The sequence below is a fragment of the Paenibacillus sp. MB22_1 genome, from assembly GCF_047200555.1.
Taxonomy (GTDB): Bacteria; Bacillota; Bacilli; order Paenibacillales; family Paenibacillaceae; genus Fontibacillus; species Fontibacillus phoenicis.
In genome coordinates this window covers 814,359-834,916 of record NZ_JBLADV010000001.1, presented here as the reverse complement: position 1 = coordinate 834,916, position 20,558 = coordinate 814,359, and the positions used below count along the sequence as shown (strand labels likewise).

Genomic DNA, 20,558 nt, shown 5'->3' with positions numbered 1-20,558 from the left:
TTTTGCCGTTATCCGCGAAGTGCTTTGAGTGCCATACCCGTTGTGCTGCTTTGCTTCGGTCCTTGCAGCATGCGAATCATTCCAGCGATACAACCCTTGACCGGTTGCGTCACGTTCTTGAGCAATTGCCGCATGTTTATCGACTGCTGCGGCGTTGCCTGCTTACTCGCTTGTCCTTCAACCGTTCTTACCACCGTGCCCGCTTCTTGAATCCTCATCATCGTCCTCAGCATCGCCCTGACGCCTCGCTCACTCCAACTGTACCCGCCACGCTTCGTCCGCTTGGCGAATATACGCATCTGCGATTCCGCGCTTCCCATCGGGCGCATACCGCTTGTGTCGATCCCCTTCGCCTGGAGTGTTTTTCGGTAGTCGTCCAAATGCTTCTCATGCCGCTTTAGAAATCTTTTATACGGCTTCCAATCCTTCCGGTTCTCTTCCGCTATCTCTTGCTCCGACACGCCTTCCAGGACCGCCATAAGCGCGGCTGCATCCTGTTTGGCCAAAGACCGTCTCACGGTCTCCCACACCTGCGGCAAATGACCAACAAAGCGTTTCAAATCACGCGCCACATGAAAGCGGTCCAGCATGTACAGACATTGGTGAAAGTAGGATGTACATTCCCCGATCCACGCCGCGCCGTCTCCGTTCACCACAAGCCACGTGTTCTCGTCGATTTCGTAACGCTCCACCAGAAAGTCCCCGAACCCTTCCCAGAAGTCGCCGCCGCTCGTATGCAGGTAATGCTGTTTGTTCTTCAGCTGTACCCGCTTGCCGTTCTTCTCCCAGCCTTCGTGTACGACTGCAATTGCGTTCTCCATCCCGCGCTTTTTGCTCCGCTGCAGCTTCGTGTACAGCCCATCCACTTCCACGAACAGCACGCGGGCAGCGCGCCGTTTCACCGCTGGCATCGGCTGTTGCGCACGCTCCATCAGTTTTTCCCTGATCGCTTGGTGGCTCAGCACATTGTAGCCCAAAAGCTGCTCCAGCCGCTTTGCGCTGTCCCGGTACGACGGTCCTTGGCTTGCGAATGCGATTGCTGTCTCTTCCAAATGCGGACTGACTTTCCCGCGCCCTTCGAATTGCAACAGCTGATCCAGCAGATACACGTGTTTGCCGCTTCTACGGTCACAGTACAATCTCCGCTTAAAGCGCACATTCCCGAACACTGTGTTGACGCTTGTTTCACGCTCGTCCTTTACTCGATAACGCTCTCGGTCCCGTTGCTCCAGGATCTGCTGATCCAGCGCCTCCAGTACCTGCTTCATCGCACGAGCGAATTCCTCCTGCATTTTCCGGAAAATCCATTGCTCAATCTCTTTCATCGTCGGCATTGTTGTGGTAAAGTGGCTCACAGGAGCTTCCTCCTTCTTGGTGTGTTGTACGCAAACATCACTTTACCAAGGGAGAAGCTCTTTTTCTATATCCGCTTTTTCCAATTCCTACACCCACGGAGATTTTACACTAACTTCCCGCCGCAGCGGCGCAAAAAGGCCAAGCCCGCCGTTTCGAGCGGCTGCTTGACCTTGTCATGTCAATCCTTCTCTATCAACTTCCTGCGGAGTCGAGCAATATAAAATCCGTCCGAATGGGCGTCCTGAGGCAAAATCTGCAGCCCAGCCTCGACCCGCCCAGCGGCAGCTGCCAAAGCACCGCGTTCCTTCCAGCTTATCGGCTCATCCGCCAGCTCGAATTCCGGATGGCGGCTCAGGAAGGAGGTGACCATCTCGGTATTTTCGCGCGGTTCAATCGTGCAAGTGCTGTAGACGAGCAAGCCGCCCGGCTTCAGCAGCCCGCTCACCGAGTCGAGCAAAGTCCGCTGGACGCCGGCGATCTCCGTCACGTCCTCCGGCTTCTTCGCCCACTTCAAATCCGGCTTGCGGCGGATCACGCCAAGTCCGGAACAAGGAACGTCCAGCAAAATCCGGTCGAAGGAAGCTGCCTTCAGCCGCTCCGCGAGTTGCAGGGCGTCGCCCGATAACGTATCCACGTTGTCCAGCCCTAGCCGCTTGGCATGGTCCTCGATCAGCTTCGCCTTGTGCGGATGGATGTCGTTCGCCAGCACCCGGCCGCGGCCCTCCATGATCTCAGCGATATGGCATGTCTTGCCGCCGGGCGCAGCGCAGCAGTCCAGTACATTCATCCCCGGCTGCGGATCCAACGCTTCGGCAACGAGCATAGAGCTTTCGTCCTGTACGGAAATCAAGCCTTCCCGGTACCAGGAGGTCAGCGCCATATTGCCGCCGCTGTGGACCACAATGCCGTCCGGCGAGATCGGCGAGGCCGAGGCTCGCAGCCCTTGCTCTTCCATGAGGCGCAGCACCTCGTCCCGACTCGCTCTCGTGCGATTAACCCGAACGCTGACCGAAGGTGGCTCATTGTTGGCACGGCAAATCGCTTCTGCGGCAGATTCGCCGTATTGCTGGATCCAGAGCGCGACCATCCATTCCGGATGGGAATGCTCCAGGGCGATGCGCTGCACAGGGTCCAGCCCCTCCGGCAAACGCAGCTCCTCTTTGCGGCGCAGCACGTTGCGAAGCACACCGTTCACCATGCCGGAAATCCCCTGATGTCCCTTGCGTTTCGCCAGGTTCACCGCTTCGTTCACGGCCGCATGCGGAGGGATCCGGTCCAGATATTGCAGCTGATAGAAGCTGAGCCGGAGCAGATTTCGCACCCAAGGCGCTAATTTCGCCAGCCCCTTCGTCACAAACTGCTCGAGAAAATAATCGATCGTGTTAAGCCGCTGAATGGTGCCGTAGACCAGCTCGGTTGCAAGACCTGCATCCGGTCCGGTTAATCCGGACCTTTGCAGCGCCCCGTTGAGCAGCAGATTGCTGTAGGCGCCCTCCTGCTCAACGGCGGTCAGCACCTGCAGCGCTACGCTGCGGGCCGACGCAGCCGCCTGATTTCGGCCGCCCCCGCGGGATGAAGGCGTGCCAGACGGCTGAACCGAACCCTGGCCGCGGCTGGCTTGTCCAGCTGCTTTCGCACCGGTTCCAGGTCCCTTGCCTCCGCCCGAGCCTAAACCCGGCCGCTTTCCTGCGCCGCTCATGACAAGACCGTCCCGACTTGCATCACGCCGCCGCGAATGAAATCGCTGGCCTCCATCGCCTTCTTGCCTGCGGGCTGAACCCGAGTCAGCCATACCGCGCCGTCCCCGGTTTTCACTTTGATGCCCTGTGACGAAAGCTCAAGCACCGTCCCCGGCGCTGGTTCAGACGTCGACGCGGCCCCGCCCGCAGAAGTTCCTGCCTCCGCAGGCTTGGCCACCGCCCAAACCTTAAATACCTCACCGTTCCAAGTCGTAAACCCGCCGGCAAAAGGCACCAGCCCCCGCACGCGATCATAAATTTGCCGCGAGGTCGCGCTCCAATCGATGCGCTCATCCTCCCGTGTCAGATTTGGTGCATAAGTCGCTTCCGCATCGTTCTGCGGAATCCGCTCCGCCTTACCCTCAAGGATCAGCGGAAGCTGCTCCAGCAGCAGCCGCGCCCCGGCTTCGCTCAGCTTCTCGAACAACGTCCCCGACGTATCCTCATCGTCGATCGGCACCACCGTCTTGGCGATCATATCGCCGGTGTCAAGCCCCTCGGCCATGTACATCAAGGTGATGCCCGTTTCTTTCTCGCCGCCCATAATCGCCCGTTGGATCGGTGCCCCGCCGCGGTATTTCGGCAGCAGCGAGCCGTGCACGTTCAGGCAGCCGTACTTCGGCAGGTCCAGCACGCCCTTCGGCAGAATTTGCCCGTACGCCGCAGTGACGATCAAATCGGGCTGCAAAGCGGCGACCTCGGCCACCGCCTCCGGCGCACGCATCCGCGCCGGCTGCAGCACGGGAAGCCCATGACGCAAAGCGGCTTCCTTGACCGGCGTTGGCGTCAGCACTTTTTTGCGCCCCTGCGGCCGATCCGGCTGCGTGACCACGCCTACGACGTTGTACCCTTCGCGCAGCAGTCCTTCCAGCGAAGGCACCGCAAACGCTGGCGTCCCCATAAATACGATATTCATCGGGCGCTGTTCACTCCTTCTCTTCACCCTCAGGGGTAATCTCGTACACTCTTTCCGCAATGTCCGTATACAATACGCCGTTCAGATGGTCGATTTCATGCTGGAACGCGCGCGCCAGCAGCTCGGAGCCCGTATAAGTCACTTCGTTGCCATTGCGGTCCAGCCCTTTGACGGTGACGGTCATGGCACGGCGAACATCTCCGCGATACCCCGGAATGCTGAGGCAGCCTTCCGGTCCGAATTGCTCGCCTTCCTTGGACACGATCTCGGGATTGATCAGCTCAATCAGCCCGTGCTCATCGCCGACATCAATCACGATCACCCGCTTGAGGATGCCGATTTGCGGTGCAGCCAGACCTACGCCCTCCGCGTCGTACATCGTATCCGCCATATCCGTCAACAGTTTTTGAATATTAGGCGTAATCTTCTTCACTTCTTTAGCTACCTGATGTAGCACTTCATCCGGTTCCTTAACAATAATCCGAATCGCCATGATGGCACTCCCTTTCCCGTCTTCACTTTCATAGTTTCTTTTGCTCTTTCCCTATTTTATCCCAAATATATGCTAGCGGATGAAAAATGGATCATTTCTTCCGTGCTTACATCAGCATTTGCGGATCGACATCGATACTGATCTGAAGCAATGCATCGCGCCATTGGTCCAGCGTCGCCGCTGCTGTCTCCTGGACCAGGCTCACCGCATCAAGGTCGCCGCGGTATTTCACCATGCACTGGATCCGATAGCGGTTCTTGATACGCGGGATCGGCGAAGCTACCGGGCCAAGAATGTCCAGCGCCGCCGGCACGAACCGGTCCAGGCTGCCGAACCATCCCTGGCGCTGGGCTTTCGCCCGCAGGTCGCCGGCAAAATTCTCAGCCATCCGCAGCAGCAGCGGCAGCTTCTCATGCGACAGCGTAACCATGATCAGCCGGCTGTACGGCGGATAATGCATCGTCTTACGCGTCTTCAGCTCCTCGCGGACAAACGATATATAATCGTGGCCGCTGGCGTGTACGATCGAATAATGCTCCGGCATGTAAGACTGGATAAATACCTCTCCGGGCAGCTGGTGCCGCCCTGCGCGGCCGGCAACCTGCGTGAGCAGCTGGAACGTTTTCTCCGCCGAACGGAAATCCGGGAAATTCAGCGCCGTATCCGCCGCGATTACGCCAACCAGCGTCACGTCAGGAAAATCCAGCCCCTTTGCTACCATCTGCGTGCCTAGCAGTACATCGCCTTTTTTCTCGCGGAACGCCTGCAACAGCTTCTCATGGGCGCCTTTTTCGCTAGTCGTGTCAACGTCCATGCGAATAACGCGGATGCCAGGAAACAGCTTGGCCAGCTCCCCTTCCACCCGCTGGGTTCCAGTACCGAAATAACGGATATGCTCGCTGCCGCATTCCGGGCAAACAGACGGTGCGGCTTCCGCATAACCGCAATAATGACAACGCAGGTTGTTTGACTTCTGATGATAGGTCAGCGAGATGTCGCAATTCGGACAACTCGCCACATATCCGCAGGTCCGGCACATCACAAACGTCGAATACCCACGCCGGTTCAGCAACAACACGGTTTGCTCGCCGCGCTCCAGGCGGGCGGCAATGCCTTGATGCAGCGCGCGGCTGAACATCGAGCGGTTGCCTTCCTTCAGCTCCTCGCGCATATCGACGATCTGAACGCCGGGCAGCCGGCTGCCAGCCGGACGCTGCTTCATCTCCAGCAGGATCGGGGCAAACTCCCCGAACTCGCCGCCTCCGGAACGCGCCGCGTGGTAGCTTTCCAGCGACGGCGTGGCCGAACCTAGAATCACGGCGGCCCCATGCTGGCGGGCCCGTCTCACCGCCACATCGCGGGCATGGTATTTTGGCGTTTCCTCCTGCTTGTAGGAGGTTTCATGCTCTTCGTCCATCACAATCAGACCAAGCCGGCTGAACGGGGCGAAGATGGCCGAGCGCGCGCCAATCGCCACTTCCACGCGGCCTTCGCGGATTTTGCGCCATTCGTCGTACCGTTCGCCGGTGGACAGGCGGCTGTGCAGTACCGCCACCTTCGCGCCAAAGCGCCCCTTAAACCGTTCAACCATTTGCGGGGTCAGCGAAATTTCCGGCACGAGCACGATCGCCTGACGACCCGAAGCGATGCAGCGTTCGATCGTCTGCAAGTACACCTCGGTTTTGCCGCTGCCCGTCACGCCGTGCAGCAAGAACACTTCATGCCGCTGGGCGTCCAGCGTTTCCGCGAGACGGCGGTACACCAGCTCCTGCTCCGGCGTGCGCGGCAGCGGCTCGCTGCGTTGGAAGCGCCGGCCTTGGTATGGATCGCGGAACACCTCGACATCCTCGATGACGGCAAAGCCCTTCTCCGCCAGCTTCTTCACGGTACCGGCGGTCACCTGCAGCGTCGACAGGACATCTTGAAGCGACTGCGGCAACCCAACCTCCAGCAAGTATTGCAGCACTTCCTTTTGCCGGCGCGCCTGCGGGCCAAACGACGCGAGCGCCTCCTGCGCCGCCTGACCGCTGACAGCGGCAGCAACGGTTTTGACCGTCTTCTTGCGCACCTTGTCCTTGATCGCCTGGCTTTCCGTCAGCACGCCCCGGGCCAGCATATCTTTGATGAGGCCAGCAGCCTCCGGATATTTGGCCCCAAGCTGATTCATCGTGACGGTATCGGAGGCCCGGACGAAACGTAAAATTTCCTCTTCCTTAGGCGTGAGCAAATGTGGGAACGTAAAGGCATGGTTTTCGCCTTCTGCCCGTCCATCCGCCCCGGTCAATGCCCCTTCTTCAGCTGCGTCATCCGCCACACGAATATACCGCTCGGCCTTGCCCTTCAGTGCCGCTGGAATCATCGCTTGCAGCGCTGCAATCAGACTGCAGGCATATTTGCGGCTCATCCACTCCGCCAATTCCACCAGGTCCGGCGGCAGCGGCGGCATCATGTCAAGCAATTCCTGAATCGGCTTCATCCGCGCCGGGTCCATCTCCGGCTGCTCATGTAAGGACACGACAAAGCCCTGAACCGTACGGCGCCCGAACGGAACACCTACCCGGCTGCCCACCTCGATCCAGCCGGCCATCGATTCAGGGATTAAATAGTCAAAAGGCCGGTCGGTTTCCCGGCTCGGCACATCAACAATCACTTTGGCCATACGGTAGGTCATCGGTCATTTCCCGCCAACCGTTCGGCAGCCAGCTCCATAATCTGCAACGCCACCTCATCCTTGGTCATCTGCGGCACAGATCGAACTAAGCCGGATGCGTCGTAGATGTTCACGATGTTGGTTTCGGAACCAAATCCCGCTCCCTGCACGGTCACATCGTTAGCAACCAGAAGATCGCAGTTTTTGCGCTTCAGCTTATCCATGGCGTGCTGCTCCACATTTTCCGTTTCGGCGGCAAAGCCGATCAGGAACTGCGTTGTTTTTTGCTTGCCTAGGGTCTCCAGGATATCGATGTTTTTTACGAGCTCCAGCACAAGCGAATCCCCGGTTTTTTTGATCTTCTGTACGGCCGCTTCCTTCGGCCGGTAATCCGCTACGGCGGCGGCCTTAACGAGGATGTCGGTATTCGCCCATGCCGCCTGCACCGCCTCAAACATGTCTTGAGCCGACTGTACGCGGGTAACCGGAATGCCGACCGGAGGCTCCACCTGCGTATGCCCGGCGATCAGCACGACCTCGGCACCAAGGCGCTGCGCCGCTTTGGCGATGGCGAAGCCCATTTTTCCCGAGGAATCGTTGGTGATATAGCGAACCGGGTCAATTCGTTCCACGGTCCCTCCCGCGGTGACGACGACTTTTTTGCCGGCCAAAGGCTTCTGCGCGATGCGAGCTTCCCGTGCAAAATAATCCTTCACCACCCGGACGATCGTCTCCGGCTCCTCCATCCGTCCTTTCCCGACATATCCGCACGCCAGGAGGCCTTCGCCGGGCTCGATCATCATGACGCCGCGCGCCGTCAGCTCCGCCATATTGCGGACAACCGCCGGGTGCTCGTACATGTGCACATTCATCGCCGGTGCCAGCATAATCGGCGCCTGGGTCGCCAGCAGCGTCGTCGAGAGCATCTCATCTGCGATCCCCGCCGCCATTTTGCCGATGATGTTTGCGGTGGCCGGAGCGACCAGCACCAGATCAGCCCAATCCGCTAAATTAATATGTGCGATGGATTCGGCGTGTTTTTCGTCAAAGGTATCGGTGTATACGAAATTTTTCGATAACGCCTGCATCGTCAGCTCTGTGATAAATTTGGTTGCAGATTGGGTCATAATGACGCGGACCTCCGCGCCTTCCTTCACCAGCTTGCTGCACAAGGATGCCGCTTTAAACGCGGCAATGCCGCCGGTCACGCCTAATAAAACCTTCTTGCCGGTTAACATCGCTACCCCTCGCTTTCCCCAAACGAAAAAAATAACAACCTCGCGGTTGTCGTAAAAAGAAGCCCGGAGGCCTTTCGTATATGCTTTGTTCTCTGAGTTAGTCTGGAATTAGTCTTTGTTGATCTCTTCCGACACTACGTCATCTTGTTTCAGCTTAATGTAGTCCCCGTAGATCTCTTCGAGGGCAATGCCCACTGGCTTGTGCGACTTCGGTTGCTTCAGTTCGCTCTTCTCGCCTTCGCGCAGCTGTCTCGCGCGCCGGGAAGCCGCAACAACCAAAGAGTATTTGCTGCCGACTTTTCCAAGCATCTTGTCAATCGATGGATACAGCATGTTCAAAAACACCTCTTCTTATTTGGACTCATCGCCATATGAAGCGTTAGCTAGCACGACTTTCGGATTCTGCAATGCTCAGCGATGATAATGGATTGTATTCTCTGGCAAGCTAAATCGATCTCGTCATTGACGACGGCGTAATCATAATTCTCCATCAGTCCGATCTCATGGGCCGCCACGCTCATGCGGTGATCGATCGTCGCCTGGTTCTCCGTTCCCCGACCTTGAATCCGGCCTTTCAACTCATCAAGCGACGGGGGAAGCAGGAACACGAACACGCCCTCAGGGAATTTCTCCTTAACCTTGAGCGCCCCCTGAACTTCGATTTCCAAAATGATATCTTTCCCGCCAGCCAGCGTCTCCTCCACGAAATCGCGGGGAGTCCCGTAAAAATTGCCTACGTACTCCGCATACTCCAGAAGCTGATCGTTCTCGATCATTTCCTGGAATTGCTCACGGGTTTTGAAAAAATAATTGACGCCGTTCTCTTCCCCCGCCCGGGGTTGCCGTGTGGTGGCCGAGACGGAATAAACCAGCTCCGGCATCCGCTTGCGCAGCTCAGTGCATACTGTTCCTTTGCCAACGCCAGACGGTCCGGATAATACGATAAGTAACCCTTTAGACATAGCTCTCTCCATTTTATTCGTCGTTGTCTTCTTCCTTGGTGGACAAACGATGAGCGACGGTCTCTGGCTGTACCGCCGATAATATCACATGATCGCTGTCCGTGATGATCACCGCGCGCGTACGCCGCCCGTATGTAGCATCGATCAGCATGTGGCGATCTCTCGCCTCCTGAATGATCCGCTTGATCGGCGCAGACTCGGGGCTGACGATCGATATGATCCGGTTGGCCGATACGATATTACCGAAGCCGATGTTAATAAGTTTAATTGCCATATTCAGGTAGTTCCCCCTAATTTGCTTGACTCACCCGGCGCCGGGTAGATGGCTTACTCGAGATTCGCCGCCTGCTCGCGGATCTTCTCTAACTCGGCCTTCAACTCGACAACCAGGTTGACTAGAGCCAAATGATTGGCTTTAGATCCAATCGTATTGGTTTCCCGGTTCATTTCCTGTATGAGAAAATCCAGCTTGCGCCCTACCGGTTCATAAGCTTGAAGCAGACTGCGGCACTGTTCGAAGTGGCTCTTCAGCCGAATCAGCTCCTCATCGATGTTAGACCGGTCCGCAAACACGGCCACTTCCATCGCAAATCGCTGCTCGTCGTAGTTCCCCTCCAACAGTTCGGCTAGCCGATTTTTCAGACGGCTCCGGTACTCTTTCACGACTTCCGGAGCCAACCGAACCATTTCGCCGTGGATCGCTTCCAGCCGCTGCAGTCGCTCACCCAAATCGGCGGCCAAATGCTTCCCTTCCCGTTCCCGCATACCTAAAAGCCCAATCAGCGCTTCCTCCAAGCCTTCGGTCAGCACCTGTTCCCACCCGGGATCAGCACTGCCGGCCGGGGCTGCTTCCTCGGGCGTCGTCAAGGCATCCGGCAGGGATAGCAAATCTCTGGCGCTTAGCTTCGCGTCGACACCATAGTGCTTGGCGAGCTCACCCGCTGCCTTTAGGTACGCTTCGACGACCGGACGGTTTAATACGTAAGGAAGGGTGCCGGATTCATCGCGTTCTTTACTGATGTATACATCAATGCGTCCCCGTTTGATATGGCGCTGAACCAGGCGCCTTAGTCCGTCTTCGTAGCACGTCCATTCCCGCGGCATCCGCAGAACAACCTCAGCATACCGATGGTTGACGGACTTGATTTCAAATTGGACGACGTAACCGCCATACGATCTGACGGCCCCACCGTACCCAGTCATACTGTGCGACATAGGCATCACATCCGTTACCCTATTGTAATTGATTATGACAACCGAGACAAGTGGGCCGAGTCCCGTTTGGACTTCTCGCGAATATAATTCGTTAAAGCGACATTCATTTCATAGAACATAAACGGCGTCATGAGATAAATTCCGTTAAAATGCTCCATCGCCGTGTCGAGCAGCTCTTTGGCGATCTCGACGCCCATCGCCCGCCCCTCTTCGCCTTGCAGTCCTTCCATCCGCTTGCGGACTTCATCCGACAGCTGGATTCCGGGCACCTCATTATGCAAATATTCGGCGTTTTTGCCGCTGGCCAGCGGCATAATGCCGATGAAGATCGGCACGTCCAAATGCGCCGTCGCCTGCTTGATCGCCACGATCAGCTCCGGATCGTATACTGGCTGGGTCATGATGTAATCGGCGCCGGAAGCGATCTTCTTCTCCAATCGCTCCACCGCTTTGTGCAAATGCTTCACATTCGGATTAAACGCAGCGCCTACGACGAATTTGGCTTTTTGCTTCAAAGGCTTCCCGGAAAAAGAAATCCCTTCGTTCAGCTGCTTGATCATGCGAATGATCTCAAACGACGTCAAGTCGTACACAGAACTCGCTCCCGGCAGATCGCCAAAGCGGGCAGGGTCGCCCGTCACAGCGAGCACGTGGTCGATGCCCAGCGCATCGAAGCCCATCATATGCGATTGTGTGCCGATGAGATTGCGGTCCCGGCAGGCGATGTGCACCAGCGGTCTCAAGCCGAGCTGAGATTGGACGAGATGTCCAAGCGCCATGTTGCTCATCCGCGTTACGGCCAGCGAGTTATCTGCCAGCGTGAGCGCATCGATGCCCGCCTCTTTCAAAGCGGCTGCGCCCTCCATGAATTTCCCGATATCCAGGTCGCGTGGCGGGTCCAGCTCAACGATGACGGTATGCCGCTCTTTCACGAGCTCGGTCAAGCTCGGAAGCTTGCGATTCTCCCCGCCGCCGGAAACAGCACCCGTTTCGCTGGAGCCCGCAGGCACCGCATTCGGCTGCTCGTTGAGCGATACGCTAGCGGATAGATGCGGTTCAGGCAGCTTCCGTTCCTTCGCCAGCGGCTGAGCGGCATACCCTTCCAAGGCCTTCGCCATGGCGGCGATATGCTCCGGCGTCGTACCGCAGCAGCCTCCGATCAATCTCGCCCCCAAATCGGCAAAAGCACGGGCGCACTCCCCAAAATAATCGGGAGTCGCTCCATATACATATTCTCCATCGATATAGTCCGCCAAACCTGCATTTGGGAAAACGGACATCGGCACGTTGAGCGGCCCCTCCACGTCGTCCATGACACCCATGATTCCTTTTGGACCGGAATGGCAGTTGAAGCCAACCACGTCTGCCCCTTCTTCAACCAGCGCTCCAAACGCCTGCGGAATCGTAAATCCGTCCAGCGTGCGTCCGATTTGATCGACGGCGAACTGGCAAATGACCGGAACATCCGTCAGCTTGCGGGCTTGTCCCAAAGCGATCCGCATTTCCCCAAGGTCGTAAAACGTCTCGAACAGCAGCGCATCCACCCCTTCGCTCAGCAAGGCAGCAATTTGCTGCTCGAAGTATTTCCCGAGCTCTTGGACGGTGACGTTCGCCCGCTTGCCGCCGCGGATGGAACCAACCGCTCCCGCGACATACGCACGTTCGCCCGCCGCTTGCTTGGCGATCCGTACCGCAGCCCGGTTGATGTCCTCCACCTTGGCCTCCAGTCCGAATTTGGACAATTTATAGTAATTCGCCGAAAACGTATTGGTTTCCAGCAGCCGTGCCCCGGCATCGAGATAACGGCGATGGATGTCGCCGATCACGTCGGGGCGCAGCAAATTAAATTCTTCATAAGAAATGCCGACCGGAAAACCCAACTGGTACAAATACGTCCCCATGGCCCCGTCGCCGACGATAATTTCGCGCTCCAAAGTCGTACGCAAATCCGGTTTCATGCTTCTGCCCCCTGACTGCCGTGATGTTATATCGCTGTATGAATCAATCCCGGCGCAAACTATTATCATATTAATTTATCATAAATCGCTCCGATTGATAAGGTATCGTTCCCGAATATCGCTGGCAGTTATCGTAAAAAAAGCCGGGTCCCCGATCAGGGATCCCGGCAATCGTTCCATCCTAATTTAATGAACCTCTTATATTTCGACGCTGCCTTTGTACACCGCTTCGGCCGGCCCCGTCATGTATACATGATTGTCGCGTTCATCCCATTCGATAAACAGGTCTCCGCCCTTGAGTCCAATCCAGGCGGCACGATCCGTCAATCCGTTCAGTACGGAGGATACCAGTGTGGCGCAAGCACCAGTACCGCAAGCCAGCGTTGGGCCCGCCCCGCGTTCCCATACGCGCATCTCCACCCGCTGGCGGTTCGTCACGGTGGCGAACTCTACGTTGATCTTGCGCGGGAAGTACGGATGTACCTCCAGCTTTGGTCCCCATGTCGTCACATCGAAATTCGGCGCATCATCCACATAGATGACGCAATGCGGATTGCCCATAGAGACGGCCGTAAACTTAAATTCCTGGCCGTTCGTCTCAATCGGCTGGCTCACCACCGGATTCTGATTCAGCGTCGTTGGGATCGTCAGGCCGTCCAGGATCGGTTCGCCCATGTCGACCCGCACCGTTTTGACCACACCGTCCTCGACCTGCAAGGTCACTTGCTGAACGCCTGCTCCCAACGTTTCAATCGTTACGCTGTCTTTATCCACCAGACGGTTGTCGTAGACGTATTTGGCTACGCAGCGAATCGCGTTGCCGCATTGTTCAGCTTCCGTGCCGTCTGAATTAATGATCCGCATTTTGAAATCCGCTTTGTCCGACGGGAGAATAAACACCAATCCGTCTCCGCCGACGCCAAAATATCGGTCACACCACCGAATCGCCAGTTCAGATACGTTATCCGGCAGCTGTTGTTCACCATAAAATACGAGAAAGTCGTTACCTAGTCCATGCATTTTTGTAAATTCCATGCTAACCCCACTCCTGCATCGTTGGATGATAGGGTTAGTCTAGCTTTTGCCAGGTTCAAAAGCTATTGATTTTATGCACGAATATTTGTACTTTTCGCGGTGACAAAGGGACGCGGCCCGCTGCTGCGCCGTTTCCGATTGCCTGACCAGACGCTGCCCGCGCCCATCAGGAAGGTCGGAATGCCAGCGGCCACCAGGGTGATCGCCCACTCCCGCGTGCCAAGCGGTACCGTTTTGAAGATCGGCTGCAGCGGTTCAATGTACATTACGCCAAGCAGCAACACAATCGACGACAGGACAGCGGCAACCAGATATTTATTTTGCAAAATATTACGGTGAAAAATCGACCGCGAGCTGCGGCAATCGAACACATGGATCAGCTGCGCCATGACCAGGGTGGCAAAGGCGACCGATTGCGCTTTGACCAGTTGGGCCGGATCCGATGGCGCATAGCGCAGCGTCAACCAAAACGCGCCCAGCGTGCATACGCCGATCAGCACTCCGCGGCTGATGATTTTCCAACCTAACCGGCGGGCAAAAATGTTTTCGTTTGCGCCGCGCGGCTTGTGCTCCATCAAGTCTTTTTCCGGTTGATCGACGCCCAGTGCCATCGCCGGCAAACCATCGGTCACCAGGTTGACCCACAAAATTTGGATCGGCAGCAGCGGCAGCGGCAAGCCCGCCAGCATGGCGAAGAACATCGTCAGGATTTCGCCGACATTGGAGGCCAGCAAATAACGGATGAATTTACGGATGTTCTCGTAAATGCTGCGTCCTTCCTCGATTGCGGCAACGATTGACGTAAAGTTATCGTCGTTGAGGATCAGCGAGGACGCTTCTTTGGAGACGTCCGTGCCCGTCATGCCCATGGCGATGCCGATATCAGCGGCTTTGATCGCCGGCGCGTCGTTTACCCCATCGCCGGTCATCGCCACCACATGCCCGTTCCGCTGCAGTGCCTTCACGATCCGCAGCTTATGCTCCGGCGACACCCGGGAATAGACGTAGATGTTGTCTACCTGCTTCTCCAGCTCCTCATCGCTCAGCGCCTCCAGCTGCTGGCCCGACATCGAGGTACCGCCCCGCGGCAAAATCCCCAGATCGGCAGCGATCGCTTCGGCGGTCAGCCCATGGTCGCCGGTGATCATCACCGTTTTGATGCCTGCGCGGCGGCAGACGGTAATCGCGTCCCGCGCTTCGCGGCGCGGCGGGTCGATCATACCGGTCAGACCCACGAAGATCAGCTGCGATTCCACTTGATCTTCATGCTCCGCCCCTTCGGTTGGCTTCAAGTCGCGGTAGGCCAACCCAAGCACGCGGAGTGCACTGCGGGCCATTTGTTCGTTGGCCGCTTGCACTTTCTGCCGGAATGTGCCCGTGAAAGGCACCACTTTGCCATCCCACAGGATATAGGAGCAGCGCTCGAGCAGCATATCCGGTGCTCCTTTGACGAGCGCCATTTTGCCGCCTTGATGGGAGACGATGACGGACATCCGCTTCCGCTTGGAATCAAAAGGAAACTCCAGATCGCGGACATACGTTCCGCTTAAGGCTGCCGGCGTCATGCCCATTTTGGACGCCAGCGTCACCAGCGCCCCCTCGGTTGGATCGCCCTTCAGCTTCCAGACCGATCCGCCTGCAGCGGCGTCCTCCTTCGTCTTGCGGCGGCCGCGCTTCTCCGGATCGTCGTCATAGATGACCGCATTGCTGCACAACGCGCTGATCTGCAGCATCCGGCGCAAGCTTTGGTCATTGCGCAAATCGACGGGCACGCCTTGGTCCAGAATATTGCCAACCGGCTCGTAGCCTTCGCCCGTCACTTCCAGCGATCTGCCTTCCAGCCACAACCGGGTTACGGTCATTTTGTTTTGGGTTAGCGTACCGGTCTTGTCCGAACAGATGACCGTAGCGCAGCCCAGCGTCTCCACCGACGGCAGCTTGCGAACGATTGCTTTGCGTTTGATCATGCGCTGCACACCCAGCGCCAACGCAATCGTCACGATGGCCGGCAGACCTTCCGGTATAGCAGCAACGGCAAGACTCACTCCGGCAAAGAACATGCTGGCGGCCGGCTGCCCTTGCAGAATCCCCAGGAGCACCACAACGACGGTCAAGCCAAGCGCCATATAAATCAAAATTTTGCCGAGCTGCTCCAGACGCCGTTGCAGCGGGGTTTCCTGGACCTCGGTATTTTGAATCAAATCGGCGATTTTCCCCATCTCGGTGTCCATGCCCGTGCGGATCACGATCCCCCGGCCCGTACCGCGGGTGATCATCGTGCCCATGAAGCCGATGTTCTTCTGGTCTCCCAGCGGAACGTCACTTTCACTCAGCACCCCCGCATGTTTGCCCACCGGATGCGATTCGCCGGTCAAAGCGGATTCTTCCACGTCCAGGCTGTTCGTAGATAACCACCGGATGTCAGCTGGAATCCGGTCCCCGCTTTCCAGCAGGACGATATCCCCTGGAACAAGCTCTCTGGCTGGAATGTTCTTGACGACGCCTTGGCGCAGCACATTGGCATGGGGCGCGGACAGCTCTTTTAATGCCCGCAGGGAACGCTCCGCACGGAATTCTTGGATGAATCCAAGCACCCCGTTCAGAATGATGATGGCGATGATTGTGACGGCATCCAGATACTCGCCGAGAAAACCGGAAATCAGCGTGGCACCCATCAGCACCAGCATCATAAAATCCTTGAACTGGTTCAGGAACAGCAGAATCGGGGAGATGCGCTCTCCTTCCTGCAGTTCGTTCCAGCCAAATTCCTCGCGTCTCTTCTGCGCTTCTTCATCGGTCAGGCCCTGTTCACGCGTGACGCCGAAGTGTTGCAGAAGCGCATCACTGCTCCACTGGTGCCAGTTTTTTTGTTCCATCCTCCTTAATTCCCCTTCCGTTTATTATGCAGTATCGGCGTGAAGGCTTTTCCACCTAGGGTAAATGTATTCTAGCCAGTCCCAAATTATCACAGGGGAGCCCTTAAGTTTTTGCCCGAAGTATGGCATCATAGAGGAGGGCTTTCTCGTGAAGCCGCCGCTTTCATACAAAAGTTTCAGAACAGGAGATTATCATAAAATGGCACTCGACGGCATCGTAACCCGAGCGATCGTACACGAATTGCAAACCTGCATCGGCGGTCGCATCAATAAAATACATCAGCCCGCGGAAAGCGACCTCGTCTTTCACCTGCGCACGCAGGCCGGCAATAAGCGGCTCCTACTGTCGGCGAATCCGACGTACCCGCGGGTTCATTTTACGGAAGCCTCGTTTCCGAATCCGCTGGAGGCGCCGATGTTCTGCATGCTGCTGCGCAAGCACTGCGAGGGTGGGACTATCGAAGCGGTGACGCAGGTCAGCATGGAGCGGATCATCCATATCGACGTCCGCACGCGCGATGAGCTCGGCGATTTGTCTATCAAGCGGATCATCATCGAATTGATGGGACGGCACAGCAACATCATCCTGGTGGACCCGGCCACCGGTACCCAGTTGGACGGAATTCATCACGTGACGCCGGCCATTTCCGGCTATCGGATCGTCATGCCCGGCTTCGCCTATACAGCGCCGCCGGAGCAGCACAAGCTTCATCCGCTCGAAGCGGATCGTGCGGCTTTTATGGCCGCCTGGCAAGCGGCAACAGCCGAAGGCAAAGGCACCGGCAGCGGCTGGCTGGTCGATGCCTTCGCCGGGCTGAGCCCGCTGATCGCCGGCGAAATCTATGCCCGCACCGGGGTCAGCGGCGTTGCAGCGGAGATCGGGCTGAATCCGGAGGAAGCGGAGCGGTTATGGTTAGCTTTTGACGGATTGATGGAGGAGGTTCGCAGCCAGAAGTATGCCCCCATGACCGGCGAAAACGCCAAAGGGAAAAGCATCTTCTCCGCCATTCGGCTCACAAGCGCCCACGGGGAGATTCGAACCTATCCTTCGATCAGCGAATGCATGGAGGACTATTACGGGGATAAAGCGCTGCGGGATACGGTCAAGCAGAAAACGAACGACCTGCTGCGCTTCCTGCAAAACGAGCGGAACAAGAACATAAAGAAGCTAACTAACCTGAAGAAAGATCTGAGCGAAGCCGAAGATGCCGAACGTTACCGCATCTGGGGCGAGCTGCTGCTGCCTTCGCTGCATACGATCCGCAAAGGCGACACCAGCGTTGAGTTGGTCAACTACTACGATGAAGCGCAGGGAATGGAGACCATCCCGCTGGATCCGCTGCTGACCCCTTCGGAGAACGCCCAGCGGTACTTTAAGAAGTACAACAAATTCAAAAACAGCCTCGCCGTCATCGAGGAACAGATGAAGCTGGCTAAAGAGGAAATTGCTTACCTCGATGGCTTGCTGCAGCAGTTGAACGATGCGACGTTAAGCGATATCGACGAGATCCGCGAGGAGTTGACCCAGCAGGGATATTTGCGGGACCGGGCCAAACGGGGCAAGAAGAAGAAAAAGAACGACCGTCCGACGTTGCACGTCTATACTTCGTCGGAGGGCATCGAAATTTACGTGGGCAAAAACAATCTGCAAAACGAATACGTCACCAACCGGCTCGGCAAACCCAACGATACCTGGCTCCATACGAAAGATATCCCGGGCTCACACGTGCTAATCCGAAGCGACTCATATGGCGATGCGACGTTAAACGAAGCTGCGCAGCTTGCCGCCTATTTCAGCCAGGCGAAGCAATCAAGCAGCGTCCCGGTGGACTGCACCCTCATCCGCTACGTCCGCAAACCAAACGGCGCCAAGCCTGGCTTCGTCATTTACGATCACCAGCGGACGTTGTACGTCACGCCAGATGAGCAGCTCATTAAATCGTTGCCGAACACAGTGAAGAACGGCTGATGATTGTTGGCAAAGTCTCAAATGTAAAAGTGCAGTTGAACCCCATCCAAAACCGCCGAATTGAATCAATCAGATGCAAAAGTACAGTAGATTCTCAGCTTCACCTGGGGATTTGCACGGATTCACGCCTAACGGACTGCACTTTTACATTTGCCCAATAAAAAACGGTGCTCCAAAAGGGATCATAGATTCATTGACCCTTTGGACCACCGTTTTTTCAGTTTTTCTCAGCCCGTCTGGCCGCCTCCGCCGCCTGTTTCAACCGTTCCACCGTACCCGGCGGTGCCGTGCGTCCACCCAAATCACCGTGAAAAACAACACCCTGCCGCACGCCGTGATAATCGGATCCCCCGGTCACGATAAGCCCGTACTGCTCGGCCATGGCGGCATAACGGATCTCCTCCTCCGCCCCGTGGTCAGAGTGGTACACTTCTATCCCGTCCGGCTTCCCACGCTCCAGGATCGACCGCACCAGCTCGTCGTCCCCGTACAAGCCCGGATGCGCTAACACCGCCGCGCCGCCTCCCTCATGAATCCACGTGATCGCCTCCTCCGGCGATATACGCGGCAGAGAAGCATATCCTGGTTTGCCTTCGGACAAATACCGATCAAAGGCCACGCGCATATCCGACACGTACCCCTTGCGGACGAGAACATCGGCGATATGAGGCCGGCCCAAGCTTTCACCCGGACGCAGCGGCCGGGCCACCCCAGCCTTCACTTCCTCCATCGTAATCTCAAGGCCTAATTGCTGCAGCTTCGCGATAATTAGGGTATTTCGCTCCTCCCGAACCGACCGAAGCCGGGCCAAGCGCTCCAGAAGGTGTTCATCCTCGAAATTCAGGAAGTACCCCAACACATGGATGTCTTTGCCCCCGGCGCGGGTGCTGATTTCGATGCCGGGGACAACGTCCACGCCAAGCTCCTTCCCGGCCAGCAAAGCCTCCTCAATCCCGGCAACGGTATCGTGATCTGTGATGGCCAAGCCCGTCAGCCCTTTCTCCTTGGCCAGCCTTACGTTTTCCGCCGGCTTATTCATCCCGTCCGAAGCTTGGGTATGTGAATGAAGGTCGTAACGTTCGTTTGCCATATGTGGTTCCATGTTATCCCATCCTTCATTTTCGCAATGTCTTTTACGTAGTTTGCGGATATTCCCGCAGGAAAGTCAAAAACGTCACCGCTGTGACCGGCAACAGCGTCGATTTCAAGTGGATCGAATAAAACATCCGTTTAAAAGACAACCCTTCAATATCCAGCACCTCCAGCAGTCCCAGCGCCTGCTCATGCTTAACGGAAGAAGGTGAAATAATCGTGATGCCAATCCCGGCCTCGACCGCCGATTTTACCGCCCCCGTGCTGCCGAGTTCCATAACAGTACGAATTTGATTGATGTCAACACCGCATCTCCGCAGTTCATCCTCCATCACCTGACGAGTGCCAGAGCCTTTTTCCCGCAGTACAAAAGGGTAATGAATCGCTTCCTCCACCGTTACAGACCTTCTCCCCGACAACGGGTGGCCTGCGGGAACAATTAGCTTGAGCTCATCCTCCATGACAGGCTCGGATACCAAGTCCGGATGTTGAACCGGCGCTTCAACTAACCCGAAACTCAGCTGGTGATTCAGGATCTCCTCGATGATTTGCGTCGTGTTGATCACCTTCATCACGATTGAGATATGAGGGTATCGCTGTCCAAACGGCCCAAGGAGCCGAGGGAGGACGTATTCCCCGATCGTCAAGCTGGAGCCGAGCTGCAGCCGCCCCTCCAGCATCGATGTATGCCGCGACATGGCCTGCTCTGTTTCACGAATTAACTCCACGCTCTGGCGAGCAAACGGCAGCAAAGTTTGGCCGGCTTCCGTTAATTCGATCTTTTTCGTAGAACGGATCAGTAGCTTCGTGCCGAAGTAATCTTCCAGCGATTGGATTTGCATCGTAACCGCAGGCTGAGTCATGTGCAGTGCCTGGGCTGCAGCCGAGAAGCTGCCACGCTGCGCCACCGTATAGAAAATATGAAGCTGGTGATAGTTTAACGCCATCGTCCGGCACTCCCCTTTCTTTCCATTGCAAAGCTCTCCATTAACAATAGCATGCCCGGGCCAACTACATAAAGTGCTAGTCCCATGAATTGTTGCCCTATCAAAAAACGCC

The 20,558-nt window shown here is 56.8% G+C and carries 16 protein-coding genes; 1 reads left to right on the top strand and 15 read right to left on the bottom strand.

Annotated elements, in window-relative coordinates; all coding sequences use genetic code 11:
* Positions 1 to 8 precede the first annotated feature (8 nt).
* The 13 genes from ACL02P_RS03720 to ACL02P_RS03660 all read right to left on the bottom strand — a co-directional run bounded on the left by ACL02P_RS03720 (position 9) and on the right by ACL02P_RS03660 (position 16,438).
* The gene (locus ACL02P_RS03720; RefSeq protein WP_080836672.1) at positions 9 to 1,355 is read right to left on the bottom strand and encodes an ISLre2-like element ISTco1 family transposase; all 1,347 of its coding nucleotides are present in this window, start codon (positions 1,353 to 1,355) and stop codon (positions 9 to 11) included.
* Between the two features lie 179 nt (positions 1,356 to 1,534).
* Complete coding sequence (gene rsmB / locus ACL02P_RS03715) at positions 1,535 to 3,055, bottom strand: 16S rRNA (cytosine(967)-C(5))-methyltransferase RsmB (protein WP_412836844.1); 1,521 nt, start codon at positions 3,053 to 3,055, stop codon at positions 1,535 to 1,537.
* Positions 3,052 to 4,011, bottom strand: a complete 960-nt coding sequence (fmt, locus tag ACL02P_RS03710) for a methionyl-tRNA formyltransferase (RefSeq protein WP_036645260.1) — start codon at positions 4,009 to 4,011, stop codon at positions 3,052 to 3,054. Before fmt ends, rsmB begins: the two co-directional genes overlap by 4 nt.
* 10 nt (positions 4,012 to 4,021) lie before the next feature.
* Positions 4,022 to 4,504 carry a peptide deformylase gene (gene def, locus ACL02P_RS03705; RefSeq protein ID WP_412836843.1) on the bottom strand — a complete coding sequence of 161 codons (483 nt, stop codon included), beginning with the start codon at positions 4,502 to 4,504 and terminating at the stop codon, positions 4,022 to 4,024.
* 106 nt (positions 4,505 to 4,610) lie between these two features.
* Entirely contained in the window at positions 4,611 to 7,175 is a 2,565-nt protein-coding gene (priA, locus tag ACL02P_RS03700) for a primosomal protein N' (protein ID WP_412836842.1), read from the bottom strand.
* Positions 7,172 to 8,392 (bottom strand): bifunctional phosphopantothenoylcysteine decarboxylase/phosphopantothenate--cysteine ligase CoaBC, encoded by a 1,221-nt coding sequence (coaBC, locus tag ACL02P_RS03695; RefSeq protein WP_260070893.1) that lies wholly within the window; start codon positions 8,390 to 8,392, stop codon positions 7,172 to 7,174. The genes priA and coaBC overlap by 4 nt, the downstream gene beginning before the upstream one ends.
* A 108-nt stretch (positions 8,393 to 8,500) precedes the next feature.
* On the bottom strand, positions 8,501 to 8,725 hold the full coding sequence (gene rpoZ / locus ACL02P_RS03690) for a DNA-directed RNA polymerase subunit omega (protein WP_036645258.1): 225 nt from the start codon (positions 8,723 to 8,725) through the stop codon (positions 8,501 to 8,503).
* 50 nt (positions 8,726 to 8,775) lie between these two features.
* On the bottom strand, positions 8,776 to 9,354 hold the full coding sequence (gene gmk / locus ACL02P_RS03685; RefSeq protein WP_016311614.1) for a guanylate kinase: 579 nt from the start codon (positions 9,352 to 9,354) through the stop codon (positions 8,776 to 8,778).
* Positions 9,355 to 9,367: 13 nt separating this feature from the next.
* On the bottom strand, positions 9,368 to 9,628 hold the full coding sequence (remA, locus tag ACL02P_RS03680; protein ID WP_009225246.1) for an extracellular matrix/biofilm regulator RemA: 261 nt from the start codon (positions 9,626 to 9,628) through the stop codon (positions 9,368 to 9,370).
* Positions 9,629 to 9,681: 53 nt separating this feature from the next.
* Positions 9,682 to 10,569, bottom strand: a complete 888-nt coding sequence (locus tag ACL02P_RS03675; protein ID WP_009225245.1) for a YicC/YloC family endoribonuclease — start codon at positions 10,567 to 10,569, stop codon at positions 9,682 to 9,684.
* A 32-nt stretch (positions 10,570 to 10,601) separates the two neighbouring features.
* Entirely contained in the window at positions 10,602 to 12,527 is a 1,926-nt protein-coding gene (locus ACL02P_RS03670; RefSeq protein ID WP_009225244.1) for a bifunctional homocysteine S-methyltransferase/methylenetetrahydrofolate reductase, read from the bottom strand.
* 198 nt (positions 12,528 to 12,725) lie between these two features.
* On the bottom strand, positions 12,726 to 13,562 hold the full coding sequence (gene dapF / locus ACL02P_RS03665) for a diaminopimelate epimerase (protein WP_009225243.1): 837 nt from the start codon (positions 13,560 to 13,562) through the stop codon (positions 12,726 to 12,728).
* A gap of 71 nt (positions 13,563 to 13,633) precedes the next feature.
* Positions 13,634 to 16,438, bottom strand: a complete 2,805-nt coding sequence (locus ACL02P_RS03660) for a calcium-translocating P-type ATPase, SERCA-type (protein ID WP_260071666.1) — start codon at positions 16,436 to 16,438, stop codon at positions 13,634 to 13,636.
* 199 nt (positions 16,439 to 16,637) lie between these two features.
* On the opposite strand from ACL02P_RS03660, the gene ACL02P_RS03655 reads away from it, so the two are divergent.
* Positions 16,638 to 18,407: an NFACT family protein gene (locus ACL02P_RS03655; protein WP_260071665.1), complete on the top strand. Its 1,770-nt coding sequence runs from the start codon at positions 16,638 to 16,640 to the stop codon at positions 18,405 to 18,407.
* A gap of 217 nt (positions 18,408 to 18,624) precedes the next feature.
* Here the strand turns inward: ACL02P_RS03655 and ACL02P_RS03650 are convergent, their stop codons facing one another.
* Positions 18,625 to 19,509 carry a PHP domain-containing protein gene (locus ACL02P_RS03650; RefSeq protein WP_339299369.1) on the bottom strand — a complete coding sequence of 295 codons (885 nt, stop codon included), beginning with the start codon at positions 19,507 to 19,509 and terminating at the stop codon, positions 18,625 to 18,627.
* Between the two features lie 31 nt (positions 19,510 to 19,540).
* Positions 19,541 to 20,446, bottom strand: a complete 906-nt coding sequence (locus tag ACL02P_RS03645; protein ID WP_009225239.1) for a selenium metabolism-associated LysR family transcriptional regulator — start codon at positions 20,444 to 20,446, stop codon at positions 19,541 to 19,543.
* Positions 20,447 to 20,558: the final 112 nt, after the last annotated feature.